The sequence below is a fragment of the Sphingobium indicum BiD32 genome (assembly GCF_000382885.1).
GTDB lineage: Bacteria > Pseudomonadota > Alphaproteobacteria > Sphingomonadales > Sphingomonadaceae > Sphingobium > Sphingobium japonicum_C.
On the sequence record NZ_CAVK010000070.1, the window covers coordinates 1 to 17,364 of the forward strand.

Genomic DNA, 17,364 nt, shown 5'->3' on the forward strand with positions numbered 1-17,364 from the left:
GCTCGAAACGAACGGATCAAAGAGAAGGCAGCGATTCTAAGGCGCAGTGTGAGCCTACCGCCCCAGCACCCGCGCGACCGCGACAAATTCTTCGACGCTGACCGTCTCGGCGCGCCTTTGCGGATCAATGCCGATCTCCGCCAGTGCATCAAGCGCGCCGGGCAGTCCCTTCAAACTCTGGCGCAGCATCTTGCGGCGCTGGCCGAAGGCGGCGGCGGTCAGGCGTTCGAGATGTTTGAGCTGCACGCCGTCGGGCGCGGGCCTGGGCGTCAGGTGGACGACGGCGGACATGACCTTGGGCGGCGGGGTGAAGGCGCTGCGGTGGACCTTCATCGCGATGCGGGCGTCGCTGCGCCATTGGGACAGGATCGCCAGGCGGCCATAATGGTCGGTGCCGGGTTGGGCGACGATGCGTTCGGCGACCTCCATCTGGAACATCAGCGTCAGGGTGGACCACCAGGGCAGCGGCTCCCATGGGGCCGACAGCCAGCCGATCAGCAGCGCCGTGCCGACATTATAGGGCAGGTTGGCGATGATGTGCGCGCCGTCGCCCGCTTCGGCGCGGGCGTCGATTTCCATCGCGTCGCCCGACAGGATGCGCAATTGACCCGGAAAGGCGGCGTCCAGTTCAGCAAGAGCCGGTAGGCAACGCCGGTCGCGTTCGACAGCGACGAGCTTTGCTCCGGCCCGCAGAATAGCGCGGGTCAGGCCGCCGGGACCGGGACCAACCTCGAACGCGGGCTGGCCGTCGATCGTGCCGGGAACAGCGGCGATCCGGTCGAGCAATTGTTCGTCGAGCAGGAAATTCTGCCCCAGCGCCTTGCTGGCCTGCAGCCCGTGCGTGGCGATCACCTCCCGCAGCGGCGGGAGCTTCACCTTGCCCTCAACCGACATAGGCGGCACGCGCGCGGGCGGCGTCGGCGGCCATGCGCAGCGCGGCGATCATCGCGCCGGGATTGGCGCTGTCGGTGCCAGCGATGCCAAAGGCGGTGCCATGATCGGGGGAGGTGCGAATGATCGGCAGGCCCAGCGTGATATTGACGCCATCGTCGAAATTCAGCGTCTTGATCGGGATCAGCGCCTGATCATGATACATGCACAAAGCTGCATCATAGGCTTCGCGGGCGCGGGCGTGGAACATGCCGTCCGCGGCCAGCGGCCCTACAATGTCATAGCCCTCTTCCCGCAGGGATTCGACCGCCGGGCGGATGATGTCGATTTCCTCGCGACCCAGTGCGCCACCTTCCCCCGCATGGGGGTTCAGCCCTGCAACGGCGAGGCGGGGGCGGGGAATGCCGAAATTCCTTTGCAATCCCTTGACCGTGGTGATCGCGCGGGCGCGGATCAGGTCGATGGTCAGCGCCATAGGCACTTCGCTCAGCGGAATGTGGATCGTGACCGGCACGACCTTGAGCGATGGTCCGGCCAGCATCATCACTGCATTGTGCGGCGATACGCCACAGCGTTCGGCGACGAATTCGGTCTGGCCCGGATGGGTGAAGCCCACGCCGTAAAGCTGTTCCTTGCCCACCGGGGCGGTGACGATGCCCGCCGCCGACCCGGACCGGGCAAGGCCGACCGAGGCTTCGAGCGATTCAAACGCGGTGCGCGCACCTTCGACGCTGGGTGCGCCGGGAACGATCTCGCCCGCCTGTCCGACCTGAAGGCAGGGCAATGCCGATCCGAAGGCGGCAGCGGCTTCCTCCGGCGCGCTGATCATCGCGATCGGTCCCAGCCAGACCGCGCGCAATGCCGCGACGTCGCCGACCGCAAAGAAGGGCGGCAGGCCGCGCGCGTCGCGCATCACCCAGCTTTTGGCGACGATTTCCGGCCCGATCCCGGCCGGATCGCCGAGCGAAACCGCAAATGGCGCGAGAGGCGAGGGCTCAGTTATATTCGATGATCGCATCACGACGCAGATCGCGCAGATAGATGCGCGCACGCTTGTTGACCCGTTCTTCTTCCAACTGCGCCATAATCTGTTCGGGATTGGGCGCATTGGCCGATGCAGGATCATCCCGGCCACAGACGATCAGCACACGGACGCCGTCGGTGATCGAACCGAAGGGCGGCGTGGCTTCGCCGACCTGAAGGTTGAGCAGGATTTCCTGCAACTGGGGCGGTAAATCGCGCAGCTTCACATTGTCATTATCGACCACGTCCGCGCCGATCCTTGCACCAACTTCGTTGGCCTGACCGCAGCCCTTGATCTCCTTGATCGCGGCAGCGAAGCTGGCGGCCTTGGCGCTCGCCTGTTCCTTGGTCGTGCCTTGCGGGAAAAGGACCGACAGCTGTTTCAGGCTGAGCAGCGAATCGCGCGGATCGGCGGTCAGCACCTTACGCTTGTCCATGACGTAGATCAGCGAAACACCGCCTGCGACCTCGATCGGCCCGGCAATCTGGCCGACCTGCATGTCGGTGGCGGCGTTGGCCAGTTCTGAAGGCAGTTGGGCCGGGCGGACCCAGCCCAGATCACCCCCGACCGCTGCCGTCGATGCTTCGGAAAACTGCCGGGCATAGGCGGCAAAGCTGCCACCCTGCTGGATCTGCTGAATGATGTTGCGTGCATTGGCGATTATCTGTTCGCGATTTTCCGGAGTCGCCGACAGATAGATTTCGCCGATGCGGAATTCGTCGCTGCCCTTGGCCGCGTTCAGCCGGTCGACCACCGACTTCACCTCATCCTCGGACACGTTGACGAACGGCTGGATATTGCGCCGTTGCAGGCGGCTCCAGGCCAGCTCGCCCTCGATCTGGCGCTTGATGCTGGCCGCCGAACTGCCCTGGCTGCGCAGATAGGCGTCGAATTGCTCCGGCGACTGGCGGAAATTGGCCGCGACCCGTTCATAGCTTTGCTGGATTTCGGCCGGGTCGACCTTGATGTCGTTGGCGGCGGCTTCCTGGATCTGGAGCGTTTCGTCGATCAGGTTGCGCAGCACCTGCACCCGCAGACGCTCCTTTTCCTCCGCTTCCACCTTGCCGCCATTGGCAGTGATGATCAGTGCGAGGCGCTGGTCGATGTCGGTGCCGGTGATGATACGGCCGTTGACGATCGCGGTTGCCTTGCGGACATTGGGGTCGCTCTTGCCAAAAACGGTGACGTCCTGGGGCAGGTTGAGCTGCTGGCTGGCAACATTGCCGCCATCGTCAACCGTTTGCGCGGTAACGCCCTGCACCCCGACGCCGATCAGCGCGGAGGACAGGAACAGGGTACGCAGGGCCGAACGAACGGCCGGAAACATGCGGGTGGGCGTGGAAACGACAGGCAGCATCGTCGGCAAATATCTCCAATACGGTCCGGCACGAATGCGCCAGTCCGCCTGAACCAGCCCTGACAGGGTAGCGGGAACGGTGATCCTTATATGCCAATATTGCGGAAAGCTAGCCGAAGCTGGAAAGCATTGCCCTTTCGCGCGTCGCCATTGGCCTGATAATCGCGCCGCCAGGTCAGCCCAAGCGTCAGGCAATCATCCTCATAGGCGATGCCCAGACGATGGCGGACCGGTTCGTAACCGTCGGCAATGCTGAGCGGATCTTCCTTGCCATCGGTCAGATCAAGTACGGTGGAGCCGAACACAGACCAGAAGCGGGCGAACTGGATGCGCCCGCCCAGCCGCAATTCCTCCCGGTCCTGCAAATCCTCCAGCGCCGCCAGTGCATCGCGATTGAGCCGCAGATAGCCGACCATGGCATAAGTATTCTTGCTGCCCACGGTCGCGTCCAACTCATTGCGGCGGACAGAGAGATTGTCCTTGTCCAGCCGGAAACGGTGGGTGAAGCTGATGAAATCCTTGTAACGCACAGTGGTGCGACCGACGATGTCGGACGTGCGATCCGACAGGCCGGTGCCGTCGGGCAATATGCTGGTGCGGCTGTCGAGGCGATAGCTTTGTCCCACAATGCTCTGGAGCGAGAAGTCGGGCAGGGACAGGCTATATTCCAGCCCATAGGTGATCCGCGTCGAATCCTCGAACCGGTCATAGCCTGCGAAACGGTTGAGAGCGAAGAGGTTGCTGTCCTCCAGATCGACGGCGCGGGCATCCTCATTGGGCAGCGACAGGTTAGAGAGCTTTGGCGCCGCGACGATCTGGATGCGCGGGGCGATCCGCTGCACGCCGCCGAAGGCTTCGCCGATGAAGGGCCAGAGCATGTCCACCGCGGCGGCGGCGATGCCGCGCGCCTGCCAGCCCGGATCGCCGGCATAGCTGGCGGTCGTTGTCAGTCCGTTGTCACTGCTGTGATAGACGTCGCCGCGCAGGTAGCCGGTGAAGGTGACTTCCTGTCCCATGCCGGTCAGGGTGCGCAGATTCCATTCGGCAGCCGTAAAGGCGCGTTGCGTGTCCTGGCCATGCGTGCGGGTGATCGCCAGCGTATTGGCCTGCAATTGCAGCACACCGCCCAGCAGCGGGTCTTTCAGTCGCAGCCGATAGTCGATGACCGGCAGCGCGATCGGCGTCTGACCCTGAGAATCGCCTGCGCGCAACGTCTGCACCGCCCAGCCGCGCAGCGAGAAATAGCTGTTCTGGCCGATTCGCTGCGCGCCCAGCGTGGACCGCAGCCGGTCATCGCGGCTGATGTCGTAGCGGCGCAGGAAGGTGCGGTCGCTGGCGAAGCGAATCGATCCATCGACGCTCCATTCCGGGGTCAGCTGCAATCCGCCGCTGGCGTCCAGATAGAAACGCATATCCTTTTCGGATGCGGCAGGCGTCGTCCCGGCGCTGCTGTCGCCGGTGGCGACGCGGCTGCCATAGGTGGCATAGCCGGTGATCTGATAGGCACCGCGATCATAAAGATGGCGAAAGCCAGCCTCCAGCATGGGCAGGCTGTTGCTATAGACGTGCGGCGTGACCGTCAGGTCGCGATTGGGTGCCAGCTTGAAATAATAGGGCAGCGCCACTTCAAAACCGTTGTTTCGGTCATAGCGCAAATTGGGCACCAACAGGCCGCTGCCGCCGCCTTCACCGACCGGATGGGACAGGCCGGGCAGCGGGATCAGCGGCAGGCCGAACAGTTCGATATTGGCGTTGGTATAGGTGACCCGTTCGCGCGTCGGGTCATAGACGACCTTGACCGCATTGATCTGCCAGGTCGGCTCCTTGGGGCAGCCATCGCTATCCTCGACCGCGCAGCCGGTATAGGCGGCCCGGTTGAGCGTATAGATGCCATTGGTGCGCGTGCCGGTGGCCGCTGCCAGACGGCCGCCAGACTGAAGCACCAGCAGCATATTGTCGACCACGCCGTCTTTCAGCGTATCGGTGACATCGAACCGGTCGCCATAGGCGATATTGCCGTCGGGATCGGTGACCGAGACATTGCCGATCGCCTCCACCTTGCCGCTGGTGCGGTTCCACACGACCTTGTCCGCGCGCAGGCGATTGCCATCGCGCAGCAACTGAACCGAGCCGCTGGCCGTGACGATTTCGGCGTTGCCGTCATATTGCAGCGCATCGGCGGCAAAGCCGATCTGGTCGTCGCTGGCCGGAACGGGAGCGTCGGGCGCGCTGATCGGCACCTGCGGTTCGTTGAGCTGCTGCGCCATGGCCGGCGTGATGACCGCCAGGCACGACAGGGCGCAGCCGATCAGCAGGGCGGGACGCAAGGACTGGGAAATAGGAGAAAGGGGAGCGGGGGGGATAGCCAAAAGGTCAGGCCTCATGAAGGGGCGGTATCTGCGCCTGCCTATCGCACCGCTTGGCGCGCGCCGCAATCGCTCCGCTGCGCTCTTTTCCGGCAAAATCGGTCGAACGCCTTTGCCAGACGGGACAAGCCGCACTATTTGGCGAAGATTACGTCCCCGACACCGACTTGAAGAAAAGGTCCCTTGATGGATATCGCGATCAGCCCGACCCGTCCCGATGCCGACACTCTGGTTCTGGCGCTGCCCAAGGGGGCGCCTGACAGCCTGCCGGTCGCTGCATCCGCGACGCTGGTGGCGGGCGCTGCCGCTGCCCGCTTTACCGGGGAAGCGGGCGCGACGTTCGAGAGCTTCGTGGATGAATGCGGCAAGGTGCTGCGCATCGTCCTGCTGGGAACCGGCACGGGCAGCGACGCGGACCTGGAGCGGGCCGGTGGCGCATTGACCGCACGGCTGCTGACCAGCGGCGCGACCCATGCAGCGGTGGAGTTTGTCGGCGGCGTGAGTGGCGAGGGCGCGGCGCGGCTGGCGCTGGGGGCGTTGCTGCGCGGCTGGCGGATCGACACCTACCGTACCCGCCAGCCGGAAAAGGCCAAGCCGACGCTGACGACGGTCACGATCGTATCGACCGATGCCGGTGCCGCGTGGGACCGGCACGCGGCGGTGGCGGCGGGCGTCGCCCTGACCCGCGAACTGGTATCGGAACCGGCCAACGTCATTTACCCCGAAAGCTTCGTGGCGCGCTGCCAGCATCTCGCAGAGCTAGGCGTCAAGATCAGCGTGCTGGATCGCCCGGCGATGGAAAAGCTCGGCATGGGCGCGCTGCTCGGCGTGGCGCAGGGGTCGGTGCGCGACGCGCGAATGCTGGCGCTGGAATGGGATGGCACCGATGGCGCGGTTGAAAAGCCGCTCGTGATCGTCGGCAAGGGCGTGACCTTCGATACGGGCGGCATCTCGATCAAGCCCGCCGCTGGCATGGAGGATATGAAGTGGGACATGGGCGGCGCGGGCGCTGTCGCAGGCGCGATCAAGGCGCTGGCCGGGCGCAAGGCCAAGGCGCATGTCGTGGGCATTTGCGGCCTGGTTGAAAATATGCCCGACGGCAATGCCCAGCGCCCAGGCGACATTGTGACGTCCATGTCCGGCCAGACGATCGAGGTGATCAACACCGACGCCGAAGGGCGACTGGTGCTGTGCGATGCGCTGACCTGGGCGCAGAAAACCTATGCGCCCGATACGGTGGTGGATCTGGCGACGCTGACCGGCGCGATCCTGGTATCGCTGGGCGATCAATATGCCGGGCTTTTCTCCAACGATGACGGCCTGTCGGACGATCTGACCGCAGCGGGCAAGGCCAGCGGCGAGCCTTTGTGGCGCTTCCCGCTGTCCGATGCTTACAACAAGCTGATCGACAGCCCGATCGCCGACATGAAGAATATCGGCGGGCGTTACGCGGGGTCGATCACTGCCGCGCAGTTTATCAAGCGCTTCATCGACGATGGCGTCAAATGGGCGCATCTCGACATTGCCGGGATGGTCTGGGCCGACAAGCCCGGCGCGACCTTCGACAAGGGCGCAACCGGTTATGGCGTGCGCCTGCTCGACCAGTTTGTTGCGGACAAGTTCGAGCAGTAAGATGCACCCACGCCCGTTCGGGCTGAGCCTGTCGAAGCCTTGTCCTTCTGCGCAAAGAAGAACAGCCCTTCGACAGGCTCAGGGCGAACGGGGTTAGGATTTTAGGACCATGCAGGTCGATTTCTATCAGCTGAGCCGCGATCCCGTCGATCAGGTGCTGCCCGCCATCGCGGCGCGCATCCTGTCGCTGGGCGCGCGCCTGCTGGTGGTGGCGGACGAACCGGACCGGCTGGAGCGGATTTCCGCCGGGCTGTGGAATGGCCCGCCCGACAGCTTCCTGGCCCATGGCCGCGCGGGCGAGATGGGGGAGGGGCATCAGCCCATCCTGTTGGCCACAAGCTGCGCCGCCGCCAATGGCGCGCGCCATGTCGCGCTGGCCGACGGGCTGTGGCGCGACGAAGCGCTGGATTTCGATCGCGCCTTCTATTTTTTTGACGCTGACACGATCGACGGCGCGCGTGCCAGCTGGCGCACCCTGTCCAAGCGGGAGGAGGTTACCCCGCGCTTCTGGCGGCAGGACGGGCGCAAATGGGTGCAGGGGCCATAACAGGCGGCGGTTAATGCTCTTGCGGCCTGCCCCTGCCCCGTCTAAAGGCGCGCCCAGCATTTCCAACCATTCGGAGTATCGAGGGCCATGGCCGTCACGCGCACTTTTTCGATCATCAAGCCCGACGCGACCCGTCGCAACCTGACCGGCGCCGTCACCAAGATGCTGGAGGAAGCCGGTCTGCGCGTTGTCGCGTCCAAGCGCATCCGCATGAGCCGCGAACAGGCCGAAGGCTTTTACGGCGTCCACAAGGAACGCCCCTTCTTCGCCGACCTCGTCGCTTTCATGATTTCCGGCCCGGTCGTCGTCCAGGTGCTGGAAGGCGAAAATGCCGTTCAGCGCAACCGCGACATCATGGGCGCCACCAACCCCGCGAACGCTGATGCTGGCACGATCCGCAAGGAACTGGCCGAATCGATCGAAGCCAATTCGGTCCATGGTTCGGACAGCGAAGAAAATGCCGCGACCGAAATCGCCTTCTTCTTCAAGCCGGAAGAAATCGTCGGCTGATCTGAATGGCTGGCGTCGACAAAGCGAAACAAAGCTGGATTCGCAATGTCGACGCCATTCTTCGCGGTGACGCGAAGCATATACGGTTCGTCAAGCTATCCCCAACGCCGGCCTTGCTGAGATCGGCGGGACTTCAACCCGCTGATCTGGTCATGTCCGCCGGCAAAATAGCCAAAGCGCGACGTGATCACCCCGAAGTGTCCCTGGCTGACTGGTATAATTTACCTGATCTTCTAAAAGATCCCTTGGCGATCTTTCCGTCAACGCGAGATGACGGGACAGTCGTAATCGCACTGGTCGTTTGTGATTGTGACGGTAATCCCGTCATCGTTCCGATTGTCGCGGATCAAAGTCCGGCGCAGAATGTTGTGCTGTCCGTCTATGGGAAAGAACCGCATGGTGAAAGAAGCGGGTTCGATTGGATCAAGAAGCAAATCGATGACGCAAAAAAGCGTGGCAATTTTGTATATGAAAAAGCGGACTTCGCTGACTCTGAGCCGAAGCCGGAGTCTGCTGTCGCTATCCCCTCGTCATCTGATCTGATTTCAGTAGACGGGCCAGCGAAGCCAAAAAGAAAGATATTGACGGTTCGGTCAATAGTCAAGGATTCGTTGAATCCAGACGCAAAATCATGTGAATAATGTTCACACTGCCTGCGGTGGCACCTCGAACCGGTCGATCACCCAATCTTCGGCCTGCGCACCGCCGATCCATTCCTGCATCCAGGGATGGGCGATGATGGCCTGCATATAGGATTGCGCAAAACGGGCCACGGGAAGCTGGTAGGTAATCAGCCGCGTGACGACCGGCGCGAACATCACGTCGGCCGCGCCGAACGGGCCGAAAAGGAAATCACCGTCGCCACCATGGCGGGCGCGGGCCTGTGCCCAAAGCTGCATCAGCCGCGCCAGATCCTGCTTGACCGCTTCGGATGGTGGCACAGCATCGTAAATCTGGCGGATATTCATGCTATGCTCACGGCGCAGCGCGGCGAAGCTGGAGTGCATTTCCGCCGCCATCGACCGGGCCATGGCGCGCGCGGCGGGATCGGCGGGCCAGAATTTCTCGTTCCCGGTCTTTTCGTTGAGATATTCGACGATGGCCAGGCTGTCCCACACGACAATGTCGTCGCCATCCCACAGGATCGGCACCTTGCCGGAAGAGGGCGCAAACTCGTCGCCCTCGCGCCGCTTTTCCCACGCCTCGTCATAGAGGGGGACGACCGCCTCTTCAAAGGGCAGGCCGGACAGCTTGCAGGCCAGCCAGCCGCGCAGCGACCAGCTCGAATAGGCTTTATTCCCGATAAACAGCTTCATCATGCCGCTGCTTTAGCCGCAGCGGCGCGCATAAGTCGAGAGCGGGAAACCAGCGACGGAACAGAGATTTTGGCTGAGTCGGGATCGAGTTCTTATTCTATACGATTGATATTAAACAATAATTCAAGGCCTCTCCAATTCGCGTCCATTCAATGCAGGAATCAAAATGGGTTCGATTCTCAAACGTGAATCTTCCGGCCTCAACACACGCGATTCGCAGTCGGGATTCTCACTTGCCTGCTACCAAATCTAAATCTCCACAGACCCTATATCGCTCAGCAAAAGAGGGCTGGCCGATTTCTCGTCCGGCCCTCTTTCCTTACCTACTCGGCTTCAGGCCCGCATGAGCGGGTCGCTGATGCCGTGGCGCCCGGTCTCGACCCGTCCGGCAAGGCGGATGTCCATGCCCGCCATGGCGACGGTCAGATCATACCAGTCTTCGCTCTTCGCCACCGGCCAGCGTTCGTTCGTGCTGCTGCCACCCACCACCGTGATAGCCCGATCGGTCTGGACACCATAGGCATCCTTGCCCAGAGTGACGCTGACAGGTGTCGATCCAGCCGATGCAAGGCGCAGGCGCATGGCCTTGCCCGCCGCATCATAGCGGGCGGTGAGCACGGGCGCTGCGGCGGCCTGCACCAGATCGCCGGTGAAGCCTCGCACGAAGCCGTTGGGGCCAAGCGCGACGAGGTCGAAGCGGCCGCCGGCGTCAGCGGCCCATCGATCGTTCAGCGATTTACCCGCTTCCACGGTGTAACGGCGCGGGATCTGATCCAGCCTGTGCTTGTCATAGACGTGGAAAACCGCACCCGCCCTGCCTTCATTGGCAAATGTCAGAACCAGCGCATCCTTCGTTGCCACAGCATCGACGTGGAGGATGTAAGGCAGAGCGCGCGAGCGGCGGATGCCCGCTTCCTGATACATGTCCTGCGGCGCGCGTGGAGGCAGCGCCTTGGGACGGGTCAGATGGTCGGCCAGGATCGCGCTGGCGGCGCTGACATCGGGCAGCGTGGGGAAACTGCGATCGCCGTTCTGGCTGAAATCGAAGCAACTGGTAAGGTCACCACAGACGGCGCGATGCCATGGGCTGATACCGGGGATCGTGATACCGAAACGCTTCTCCAGGAACTGGCCGACGGATGTGTGATCGAATATCTCGCTATTGACCCAGCCACCCCGGCTCCATGGCGAAACGACATACATGGGCACGCGCGGACCAAGGCCCCAGGGGCGCGTCGTGCCGCTCACATCGTCATCGCGCGACGTATATTTATCCTCATGGTCGTCGAAATAGGCACCCGCCAGATCGAGCGTCGCCTTGCCCGCCATTGTGCCGTCGCGATTATAGGAAGGCGGCGCGGGCGGCGGCACATGGTCGAACAGCCCGTCATTTTCGTCGAACGTCTGAAAGAATACGGTCTGGCTCCACAGGTCCGGGTTGGCGGTGAGCGCATCAAGAACTTCCGCCGTGAAGGCTGCGCCTTCGATCGGGGTCGAAGCGCTGGGATGCTCCGATCGCTCCTTGGGCGGCAATATCCAGGACACGGCGGGCAGGGTGCCGTCCTTCACATCCCTGGCGAATTGTTCGAGCGAAAATTCGCTCATGCCGCGCTGGTAGAGGGCGGATTGCGGCTTGGCATCGCGGAACCCCTTGAAGGCCAGACCGCCGTGCATCGCCCCGGTCCAATTGTCATTGGGATCCTGATAGATGCGCCAGTCGACCCCGGCTGCCTCCAGCACTTCGGGGATGGTCGCCCATTCGAGCGCATTGCCGGCATAGGTATAGCCAGGCTCCGGCAGCGCACCCTTGATCCAGCAGCGCAGATTGTTGGGCTCCGAATGCGTGTCCCGGCAATTCACGCCCTGCGCGGCAACCTTGGGGTCGAAGCTGGAGCCGGACCAGAATATGATGCGATTGGGGTCGGTGCCGCTGGTGACCGAACAATGATAGGCGTCGCAAATGGTAAAGGCTTCAGCGAGCGCGAACTGGAACGGGATGTCGTCGCGCTTGTAATAGCCCATCGAATAATCGGTCTTATATTTGGGCCACAGGCCGAATTTGCCCTGGTTCCAGGCGGCTTGCGCGTCGGAGAAGCTGTGCGGCGTCCCAGGCACCTTGAGCGCGTTGGTCCGCTCCGTATCCAGATGGAAAGGCGGCAGATCGCGCACGCCGTTGGATTGCCACCAGACCGGGCGATTGTCGGGCAGTGGGATTGGGTGACGATCGCCAAAGCCGCGCACCCCCTTCATCGTACCGAAATAATGATCGAACGACCGGTTTTCCTGCATCAGGATGACGATATGCTTCACGTCCTTGATCGTGCCCGTCACGCGCTTGGGCGCGATGGCCAGCGCCCGGCCGATGCTGCCCGGTATGGCCGCCATGGTCCCCGCCACGCTGGCGGTCTTGAGGAAATCGCGTCTGTTCTTCAGGGACATGGCCGCTCCGATCGATAGGATGGGGGTTTACAACAGGGATTTGCGCAGCCGCCCGGCGCTGCGATCCAGCAGCAGGACGACGATGAAGATGGCGATCAGGATGGTGCCGACATGGCCATATTCATACATGTCGTAGCGGCCCTTGAGTTCCTGACCGATGCCGCCCGCGCCCACCAGCCCGATGACGGTCGCCATGCGGACATTCCGGTCCAGAATGTAGAGCGTGTAGGCGATATATTGGGGCAGTATCTGGGGCAGGATGGCATAGCGCCACATCAGCATCTTGCCCGCGCCGATGGCGGTCAGGGCTTCCTGCGGCCGGGGGTCGGCATTTTCGGCATCGTCGGCATAGAATTTGCCAAGGAAACCGGCACCATAGAGGCCAAGCGCCAATATGCCCGCGATCGGCCCGAAACCATAGGCAATGACGAGAAACAGGGCGCTGACCAGTTCTGGAACGGCCCGGCAAAAGCCGATGATGCCGCGCGCCACCATGCGGATGGCCGCGAACCGCATCATGTTGCGTGCGCTCAGCAACGCCAGGGGAAAGCCGATGAGGATGGCGACGATCGTACCCCAGAGCGCGATTTCCAGCGTCTCCAGCATCTTGGCCGCGACCAGCCAGACATAGCCGAGCGGTTGCACCAGATAGGTCGTACGGACCGGGCGACTTTCCATCCGCATGGTTTGCGGATTGATCGTTTCCGCGCGGCGTTCGACAAGCTCGATATGAGAGAGGAATGGCAGATCGGCAGGATCGAAATCCTCGATCCGGCTGATCTCCTGCCGCTCGGACAGCTGGATGGGGACGAGTTGGCCGATGGCGTTGCCAAGGCCGTCGGCGACCTGCGATTGGTCGGCCAGGCCGAATTGCACGGCAACGGCCTGCGTCGTCATCATGACCATCCGACCGATTTCGACGCGCTGGCCCGTGTACCAGAGCAGCAGGGCCGCGCCGATCAGCGCCAGGATCGTGCCGCTGCCATAGGGGCGCGGGTAGGACCAGCGGGTGTGCGCCTGCGCGGTCATGCCAGCACCGCCTGGACCGGCGCGGCCGCATCCTGCTTTGCGTAGATGCGCCTGGCGTCATAGTCGTCGAACATGGCGGGCGGCCCGTCGAACACGACCCGGCCACCCTGCAAGGCTATGATGCGGTCGGCATAATCGCGCGCCAGATCCACCTGATGCAGGCTGCACAGCACGGTCGCGCCGCGTTCGCGCGCCTGTGTCCGCAACAGATCCAGCACCTCGCGGCTCAAACGGGGGTCGAGGCTGGCGACCGGCTCGTCGGCCAGGATGATGGCGGGGTCCAGCATGAAGGCACGCGCGATGCCGACGCGCTGCTGCTGGCCGCCCGACAGGCGATCGGCACGGCGGGCAAGATGCGCTTCTTCCAGGCCGACAGCGGCGATGAGGGCGCAGGCCTTGTCCTGCCAGGCCGGGGTATAAAAGCCCGATAGCGCCCGCCAAAAGGGCATGGCAGGCACCGCGCCCGCCATGACATTGGTTGCGACGCTGGCCCTGGCGGTCAGTCCATAATGCTGGTGAACCATGCCGATCCGACGACGCAAAAGGGGCAGGGTCTTGCGATCGACCGGCTTGCCGCCCACGACCACGCGACCACCCGTTATCGCGGACAAGCCATTGACGGTGCGCAGCAGGGTGGACTTTCCGGCACCCGAATGGCCCAGCACGACGCAAAATTGCCCCGCCGGGACCGTGAAGGACACACCGTCCAGCGCGCATGTGCCGTCGGGATAGTGAACCATGCTGTTATCGAAGCGGATATCCATCATCGCTGCGCCGATTTCTTGAGGATTTCCGCCTTCAGCGCGTCGCTGACCATCGCCATCTTCTGCGCGGCGGGGTTGAATTTGGCGGCGGGGAAATGGGCGTCATAACCATCGACCTGGCCCCCGCCATAGCCCCGGATCATCTCTGGCGTGATGCCCGGTTCATGGGCGATATTCTGGAACGCGGATTGCAACCGATCGCGGGTAGCGGCCGGCAGTTTGCTGTTCACGACCAAGGGCGGGTAGGGAATGGGATCGCTGCGCGCGATGATCTTCACGTCGCGAACACCCGGCACATTCTCCCGCACCGCCTTTTCATAGCTTTCAAAGGAGAGGGCGGCGACGTCGACCTGCCCCTGCAACAAGGCGGCAAGGCTGCTGGCATGGCTGCCGGTCAGGCGGACCTCCTTCAAATCCCTGGCCGGGTCGATCCCCGCATCCATCAGCATGGTCATCGGAAAAACGAAGGAGGAGGTCGAGTTGACGTCGCCAAAGGCCACGCGCTTGCCACGCACGTCGGCCGCGGTGGCGATGGCGGCGTCCTTGCCCGCGAACAACCCGGCATAATAGACCGAGGCGCCGGATTTGACGGCGACCGCCAGCAATTCGGCGCAACCGCGATCCTTCGCCTGCAAATAGGTGACGGGGCCGACAAAGGCGATGTCGGCCGCCCCGTTGCACATCCCCTCGACCACCGCGCCATAGGATTGCGCGACCTTGAGGTCGAAGGTCAGTCCGGTGTTACGCGACACGGCATTGAAGATTGGCTGGTAATCCGCCAGCGTGCCGCTTTCCGTGCCGCCATCGGCGGGAATGAGCAGAACGTGCAACGGCTCTGTCTTTTGATTTGGTCGGGTCGCCCAGAACAGGCCAGCCCCGCCCGCCATCAGCACCAAGATCGCCGCGATCATCCACCGTTTCATATGCACATCCTTCCTATCCCGCTCCGCCGGAGCGGCGGACGGGATAGGCGTGGGCTGTGACATGGCGGTGAATGCGCTTTCATGCGGGCGATCAGAAGCTGGTGGTGAAGGAGGCGTAGACCGCGCGGGGCTTGCCCTCGAATTCATAGCCGTAGAAATAGGCGTCGCTGTTCGCCGCAATTTCGCCGCGCAGGAACGCCGAACTGAAGCGCATATTGCCGTAGCCATAGCGTTCGGCATATTTGGTGTTGGTGATATTGACGACGCGAAGCTGGAAGCGATGCTGCCGCTCGTCACCCGCCCAATAGGCGATAGACCCGTTCATGACGAAATAGTTGCCGAAATTGTTGCGGAACCGGGCGGCCAGGGTGCCATCGGGCTGGCGGACGTTACCGCCGCCCGTCGCATATTCCGGCCCCTGATAGCGCGGCAGCAAGGTGACATGGAACCGTTCATTGGCGCTGTGCCAGGCCACATTGCCGGTGATCATATATTCCGGCGTCTCGTTGATCTGGAGATCGGTGCCCGCGAGGCGCGCCCGCTGTTTCGTGTAGTTGATGTTTGCCGTGAACTGCTTGCCCAGGATGAAATCCATGTCCGCCGTGATGCCCCGGATTTCGGTGACGGCGCTGTTGTTGAACCATGTGTTGGGCGTCAGGCCGGACGTGCCCTGGATACGGTTGCTGATGTCGGTACGGAAAGCGCCAACCTCTGCATTGATCTGCATGGCCCCGAACGCTTTGCTGAACCCGACCGCGCCATTATAGGTCTCGGTCGTTTCGGTCTGCAGGTTCGGATTGCCGACCTGGGTCGGACTGACCGAGAAAAGTTCGTTGGTACGCGGCAGGCTGTAGGATGTGCCACCGTTGCCGCGAATGTAGAAGGGACCGATCGGCTGGCGGAACCCGAACTTCCAGATGGTCTTGGAATCGAAGCTTTTGGCGAAATCGGTGCGTACCGCGAGTGAAATCTTGGTATCCGGGCTGAAGGGGATGACTGGCCGCGCGTCGAGATAAAGACCCGTGATCGTCGTAGAGGCATCGCCGACCGGAAAGACCGGATCGGAGTCATCCTTGTAGGATACGACCTGCACCCCGGCGACGAACTCCACCAGCTTGGGGAAGGTGAAGGTGTTGCGGAAATTCAGACCCCGCTCCTGAAAGCCGCCGACCTTGGAGTCAGCGCCGAACCCCTTGTTGGGATAGGGGGTCGATCGGCCCGTGGCATCGCCGAAGCGGATCGGCTGGCCCTTCACATCGACGCAACCGGCGCGGTTTGTGCAGGTTTCGGCGAAGGTTTCGGTATTGTTGAGCCGTGGGTTGCTCCAATAGCCGGTCAGTTCGGTGTAGATGGCGTCCGACCAGCGCCGGTCGATCGAAAAATCGACGATCGGGTAGCGGACCCGGTTCGGCGAGAAGGTTTCATTGTCCGGGAACGGATCCTGAAATTCGATCTGCGTATATTGACCGTTGATCCGGAAATTGGTGTCGTCGTCGATCTTCCACAGATATTTGACGCCGATATTGTTGCGGTTGAGCGGATATTTCTGGATGCCGCCTGCCTTGGCGACGTTGTCGACATAGCTTTCCGGTGCGAAAATCCGCGGGCCGTCGGTCTGCTGGCTGCTGCCATAGACCATGAAGCTATGCCGCCCTTCGGCATCCAGCGCGAATTTGGCATTCCCCCACAATTCGCGGGAATTGAACTCGCCATAGCTTGCGCCCAGTTCCACCTTGTTGGTGCCGTCGGGGCGCTTGGTGACCAGACTGATGACGCCGATCCCGCCGTTCGATCCGAAGAACAGGCTGTTGCCGCCACGAAACACTTCGACCCGTTCGATCATGTGCGGGTCGATGGTCGTCGATCCCCAAATATCTTCCAGAGCCGGACCGCGATCGTAAAGCGGCACGCCATCGAGGACGACGAGCGTGTCGCGGTCGCCGCCGCCGTCCAGGCGGATGGTATATTCGCCTTCGTCCGGCGAATAGCCGATATTGGCGCCCTTGATGAGGAACTGGGCCAGCTCCGCAAAGTTGCTGGCACCACTGGCGGCGATCGCTTCGGAACTGACGATCTGGATATTATTGCCAAATGCGATGGCATCGGCCGCCACTTTGGTCGCTTCGACGCGCTGGCCGGTTACGATGATCGATGAAGCAGCAGCCTCGGCTTCGGCAGCGGCGGGCGCCTGGGCCATTGCCATCGTCGGCAACAGGCTGGCCCCCAGCAACAGGCCAAGATGCACAGCGCCAAATTTTGAGCGGCCGTACGGACGTGAATGTTTCACCATGACAAAACCCCCATAAATGTTCGGGTTGCCGGGCCGCATCATGTCCGGGAACCGACTCGATGCTGCAGCGCGTCAACCGCTTGCAGGGGGCAAGTAGGAGTCCGATGTGACAGTTGAATGAACGTTACTCAATTTTCTGAAGCATTAAAAATGAGTTTGATGCGATGGAATGTGATGCAGCATTGAACCAGATTAAAATGCGCTCAATTTTGCAGGGTGACGAAATGCTGTTAGAGGCGGGGTGCGATCGCGCCCGCCGTTCAGGACTCCCATGAC

14 protein-coding genes are annotated in these 17,364 nt (G+C 62.5%); 4 read left to right on the top strand and 10 right to left on the bottom strand.

What is annotated here, in order from left to right; translation table 11 throughout:
• Positions 1-54: 54 nt before the first annotated feature.
• From rsmA to EBBID32_RS07355, 4 genes are all read right to left on the bottom strand, one after another.
• On the bottom strand, positions 55-894 hold the full coding sequence (gene rsmA / locus EBBID32_RS07340; RefSeq protein ID WP_006953416.1) for a 16S rRNA (adenine(1518)-N(6)/adenine(1519)-N(6))-dimethyltransferase RsmA: 840 nt from the start codon (positions 892-894) through the stop codon (positions 55-57).
• A complete protein-coding gene (gene pdxA / locus EBBID32_RS07345) occupies positions 884-1,909 on the bottom strand; it encodes a 4-hydroxythreonine-4-phosphate dehydrogenase PdxA (RefSeq protein ID WP_006953420.1) in 1,026 nt (341 codons plus the stop codon). Before pdxA ends, rsmA begins: the two co-directional genes overlap by 11 nt.
• Positions 1,887-3,272: a peptidylprolyl isomerase gene (locus EBBID32_RS07350; protein WP_037489527.1), complete on the bottom strand. Its 1,386-nt coding sequence runs from the start codon at positions 3,270-3,272 to the stop codon at positions 1,887-1,889. The genes pdxA and EBBID32_RS07350 overlap by 23 nt, the downstream gene beginning before the upstream one ends.
• Positions 3,273-3,358: 86 nt before the next feature.
• The gene (locus EBBID32_RS07355) at positions 3,359-5,539 is read right to left on the bottom strand and encodes an LPS-assembly protein LptD (protein ID WP_231382135.1); all 2,181 of its coding nucleotides are present in this window, start codon (positions 5,537-5,539) and stop codon (positions 3,359-3,361) included.
• Positions 5,540-5,824: 285 nt separating this feature from the next.
• On the opposite strand from EBBID32_RS07355, the gene EBBID32_RS07360 reads away from it, so the two are divergent.
• The 4 genes from EBBID32_RS07360 (at position 5,825) to EBBID32_RS24030 (ending at position 8,968) form a co-directional block, all read left to right on the top strand.
• A complete protein-coding gene (locus tag EBBID32_RS07360) occupies positions 5,825-7,270 on the top strand; it encodes a leucyl aminopeptidase (protein ID WP_006953428.1) in 1,446 nt (481 codons plus the stop codon).
• 109 nt (positions 7,271-7,379) lie between these two features.
• Positions 7,380-7,817 carry a DNA polymerase III subunit chi gene (locus tag EBBID32_RS07365; protein WP_006953430.1) on the top strand — a complete coding sequence of 146 codons (438 nt, stop codon included), beginning with the start codon at positions 7,380-7,382 and terminating at the stop codon, positions 7,815-7,817.
• An 87-nt stretch (positions 7,818-7,904) separates the two neighbouring features.
• Positions 7,905-8,327 (top strand): nucleoside-diphosphate kinase, encoded by a 423-nt coding sequence (ndk, locus tag EBBID32_RS07370; protein WP_006953431.1) that lies wholly within the window; start codon positions 7,905-7,907, stop codon positions 8,325-8,327.
• 5 nt (positions 8,328-8,332) lie between these two features.
• Positions 8,333-8,968 carry a MuF-C-terminal domain-containing protein gene (locus EBBID32_RS24030; RefSeq protein ID WP_156022494.1) on the top strand — a complete coding sequence of 212 codons (636 nt, stop codon included), beginning with the start codon at positions 8,333-8,335 and terminating at the stop codon, positions 8,966-8,968.
• Positions 8,969-8,971: 3 nt separating this feature from the next.
• Here EBBID32_RS24030 and EBBID32_RS07375 read toward each other — a convergent pair whose 3' ends face one another.
• From EBBID32_RS07375 to EBBID32_RS07400, 6 genes are all read right to left on the bottom strand, one after another.
• Complete coding sequence (locus tag EBBID32_RS07375; RefSeq protein WP_006953432.1) at positions 8,972-9,646, bottom strand: glutathione S-transferase family protein; 675 nt, start codon at positions 9,644-9,646, stop codon at positions 8,972-8,974.
• A 330-nt stretch (positions 9,647-9,976) separates the two neighbouring features.
• Positions 9,977-12,082, bottom strand: coding sequence for a phosphocholine-specific phospholipase C (locus EBBID32_RS07380; RefSeq protein ID WP_006953433.1), 2,106 nt, complete (start codon positions 12,080-12,082; stop codon positions 9,977-9,979).
• Between the two features lie 27 nt (positions 12,083-12,109).
• Positions 12,110-13,111: a phosphonate ABC transporter, permease protein PhnE gene (gene phnE, locus EBBID32_RS07385; protein WP_006953434.1), complete on the bottom strand. Its 1,002-nt coding sequence runs from the start codon at positions 13,109-13,111 to the stop codon at positions 12,110-12,112.
• The gene (locus EBBID32_RS07390; protein ID WP_006953435.1) at positions 13,108-13,878 is read right to left on the bottom strand and encodes a phosphonate ABC transporter ATP-binding protein; all 771 of its coding nucleotides are present in this window, start codon (positions 13,876-13,878) and stop codon (positions 13,108-13,110) included. Before EBBID32_RS07390 ends, phnE begins: the two co-directional genes overlap by 4 nt.
• On the bottom strand, positions 13,875-14,798 hold the full coding sequence (locus tag EBBID32_RS07395; RefSeq protein ID WP_006953436.1) for a phosphate/phosphite/phosphonate ABC transporter substrate-binding protein: 924 nt from the start codon (positions 14,796-14,798) through the stop codon (positions 13,875-13,877). The genes EBBID32_RS07390 and EBBID32_RS07395 overlap by 4 nt, the downstream gene beginning before the upstream one ends.
• 91 nt (positions 14,799-14,889) lie before the next feature.
• A complete protein-coding gene (locus EBBID32_RS07400) occupies positions 14,890-17,088 on the bottom strand; it encodes a TonB-dependent receptor plug domain-containing protein (RefSeq protein ID WP_051093300.1) in 2,199 nt (732 codons plus the stop codon).
• Positions 17,089-17,364 lie beyond the last annotated feature (276 nt).

Bases quoted from the DNA above. Each gene is read 5' to 3' on its own strand.
- rsmA (WP_006953416.1), bottom strand. From the start codon at position 894: ATGTCGGTTGAGGGCAAGGTGAAGCTCCCGCCGCTGCGGGAGGTGATC.
- pdxA (WP_006953420.1), bottom strand. From the start codon at position 1,909: ATGCGATCATCGAATATAACTGAGCCCTCGCCTCTCGCGCCATTTGCG.
- EBBID32_RS07350 (WP_037489527.1), bottom strand. From the start codon at position 3,272: ATGCTGCCTGTCGTTTCCACGCCCACCCGCATGTTTCCGGCCGTTCGT.
- EBBID32_RS07355 (WP_231382135.1), bottom strand. From the start codon at position 5,539: ATGGCGCAGCAGCTCAACGAACCGCAGGTGCCGATCAGCGCGCCCGAC.
- EBBID32_RS07360 (WP_006953428.1), top strand. From the start codon at position 5,825: ATGGATATCGCGATCAGCCCGACCCGTCCCGATGCCGACACTCTGGTT.
- EBBID32_RS07365 (WP_006953430.1), top strand. From the start codon at position 7,380: ATGCAGGTCGATTTCTATCAGCTGAGCCGCGATCCCGTCGATCAGGTG.
- ndk (WP_006953431.1), top strand. From the start codon at position 7,905: ATGGCCGTCACGCGCACTTTTTCGATCATCAAGCCCGACGCGACCCGT.
- EBBID32_RS24030 (WP_156022494.1), top strand. From the start codon at position 8,333: ATGGCTGGCGTCGACAAAGCGAAACAAAGCTGGATTCGCAATGTCGAC.
- EBBID32_RS07375 (WP_006953432.1), bottom strand. From the start codon at position 9,646: ATGATGAAGCTGTTTATCGGGAATAAAGCCTATTCGAGCTGGTCGCTG.
- EBBID32_RS07380 (WP_006953433.1), bottom strand. From the start codon at position 12,082: ATGTCCCTGAAGAACAGACGCGATTTCCTCAAGACCGCCAGCGTGGCG.
- phnE (WP_006953434.1), bottom strand. From the start codon at position 13,111: ATGACCGCGCAGGCGCACACCCGCTGGTCCTACCCGCGCCCCTATGGC.
- EBBID32_RS07390 (WP_006953435.1), bottom strand. From the start codon at position 13,878: ATGATGGATATCCGCTTCGATAACAGCATGGTTCACTATCCCGACGGC.
- EBBID32_RS07395 (WP_006953436.1), bottom strand. From the start codon at position 14,798: ATGAAACGGTGGATGATCGCGGCGATCTTGGTGCTGATGGCGGGCGGG.
- EBBID32_RS07400 (WP_051093300.1), bottom strand. From the start codon at position 17,088: ATGGTGAAACATTCACGTCCGTACGGCCGCTCAAAATTTGGCGCTGTG.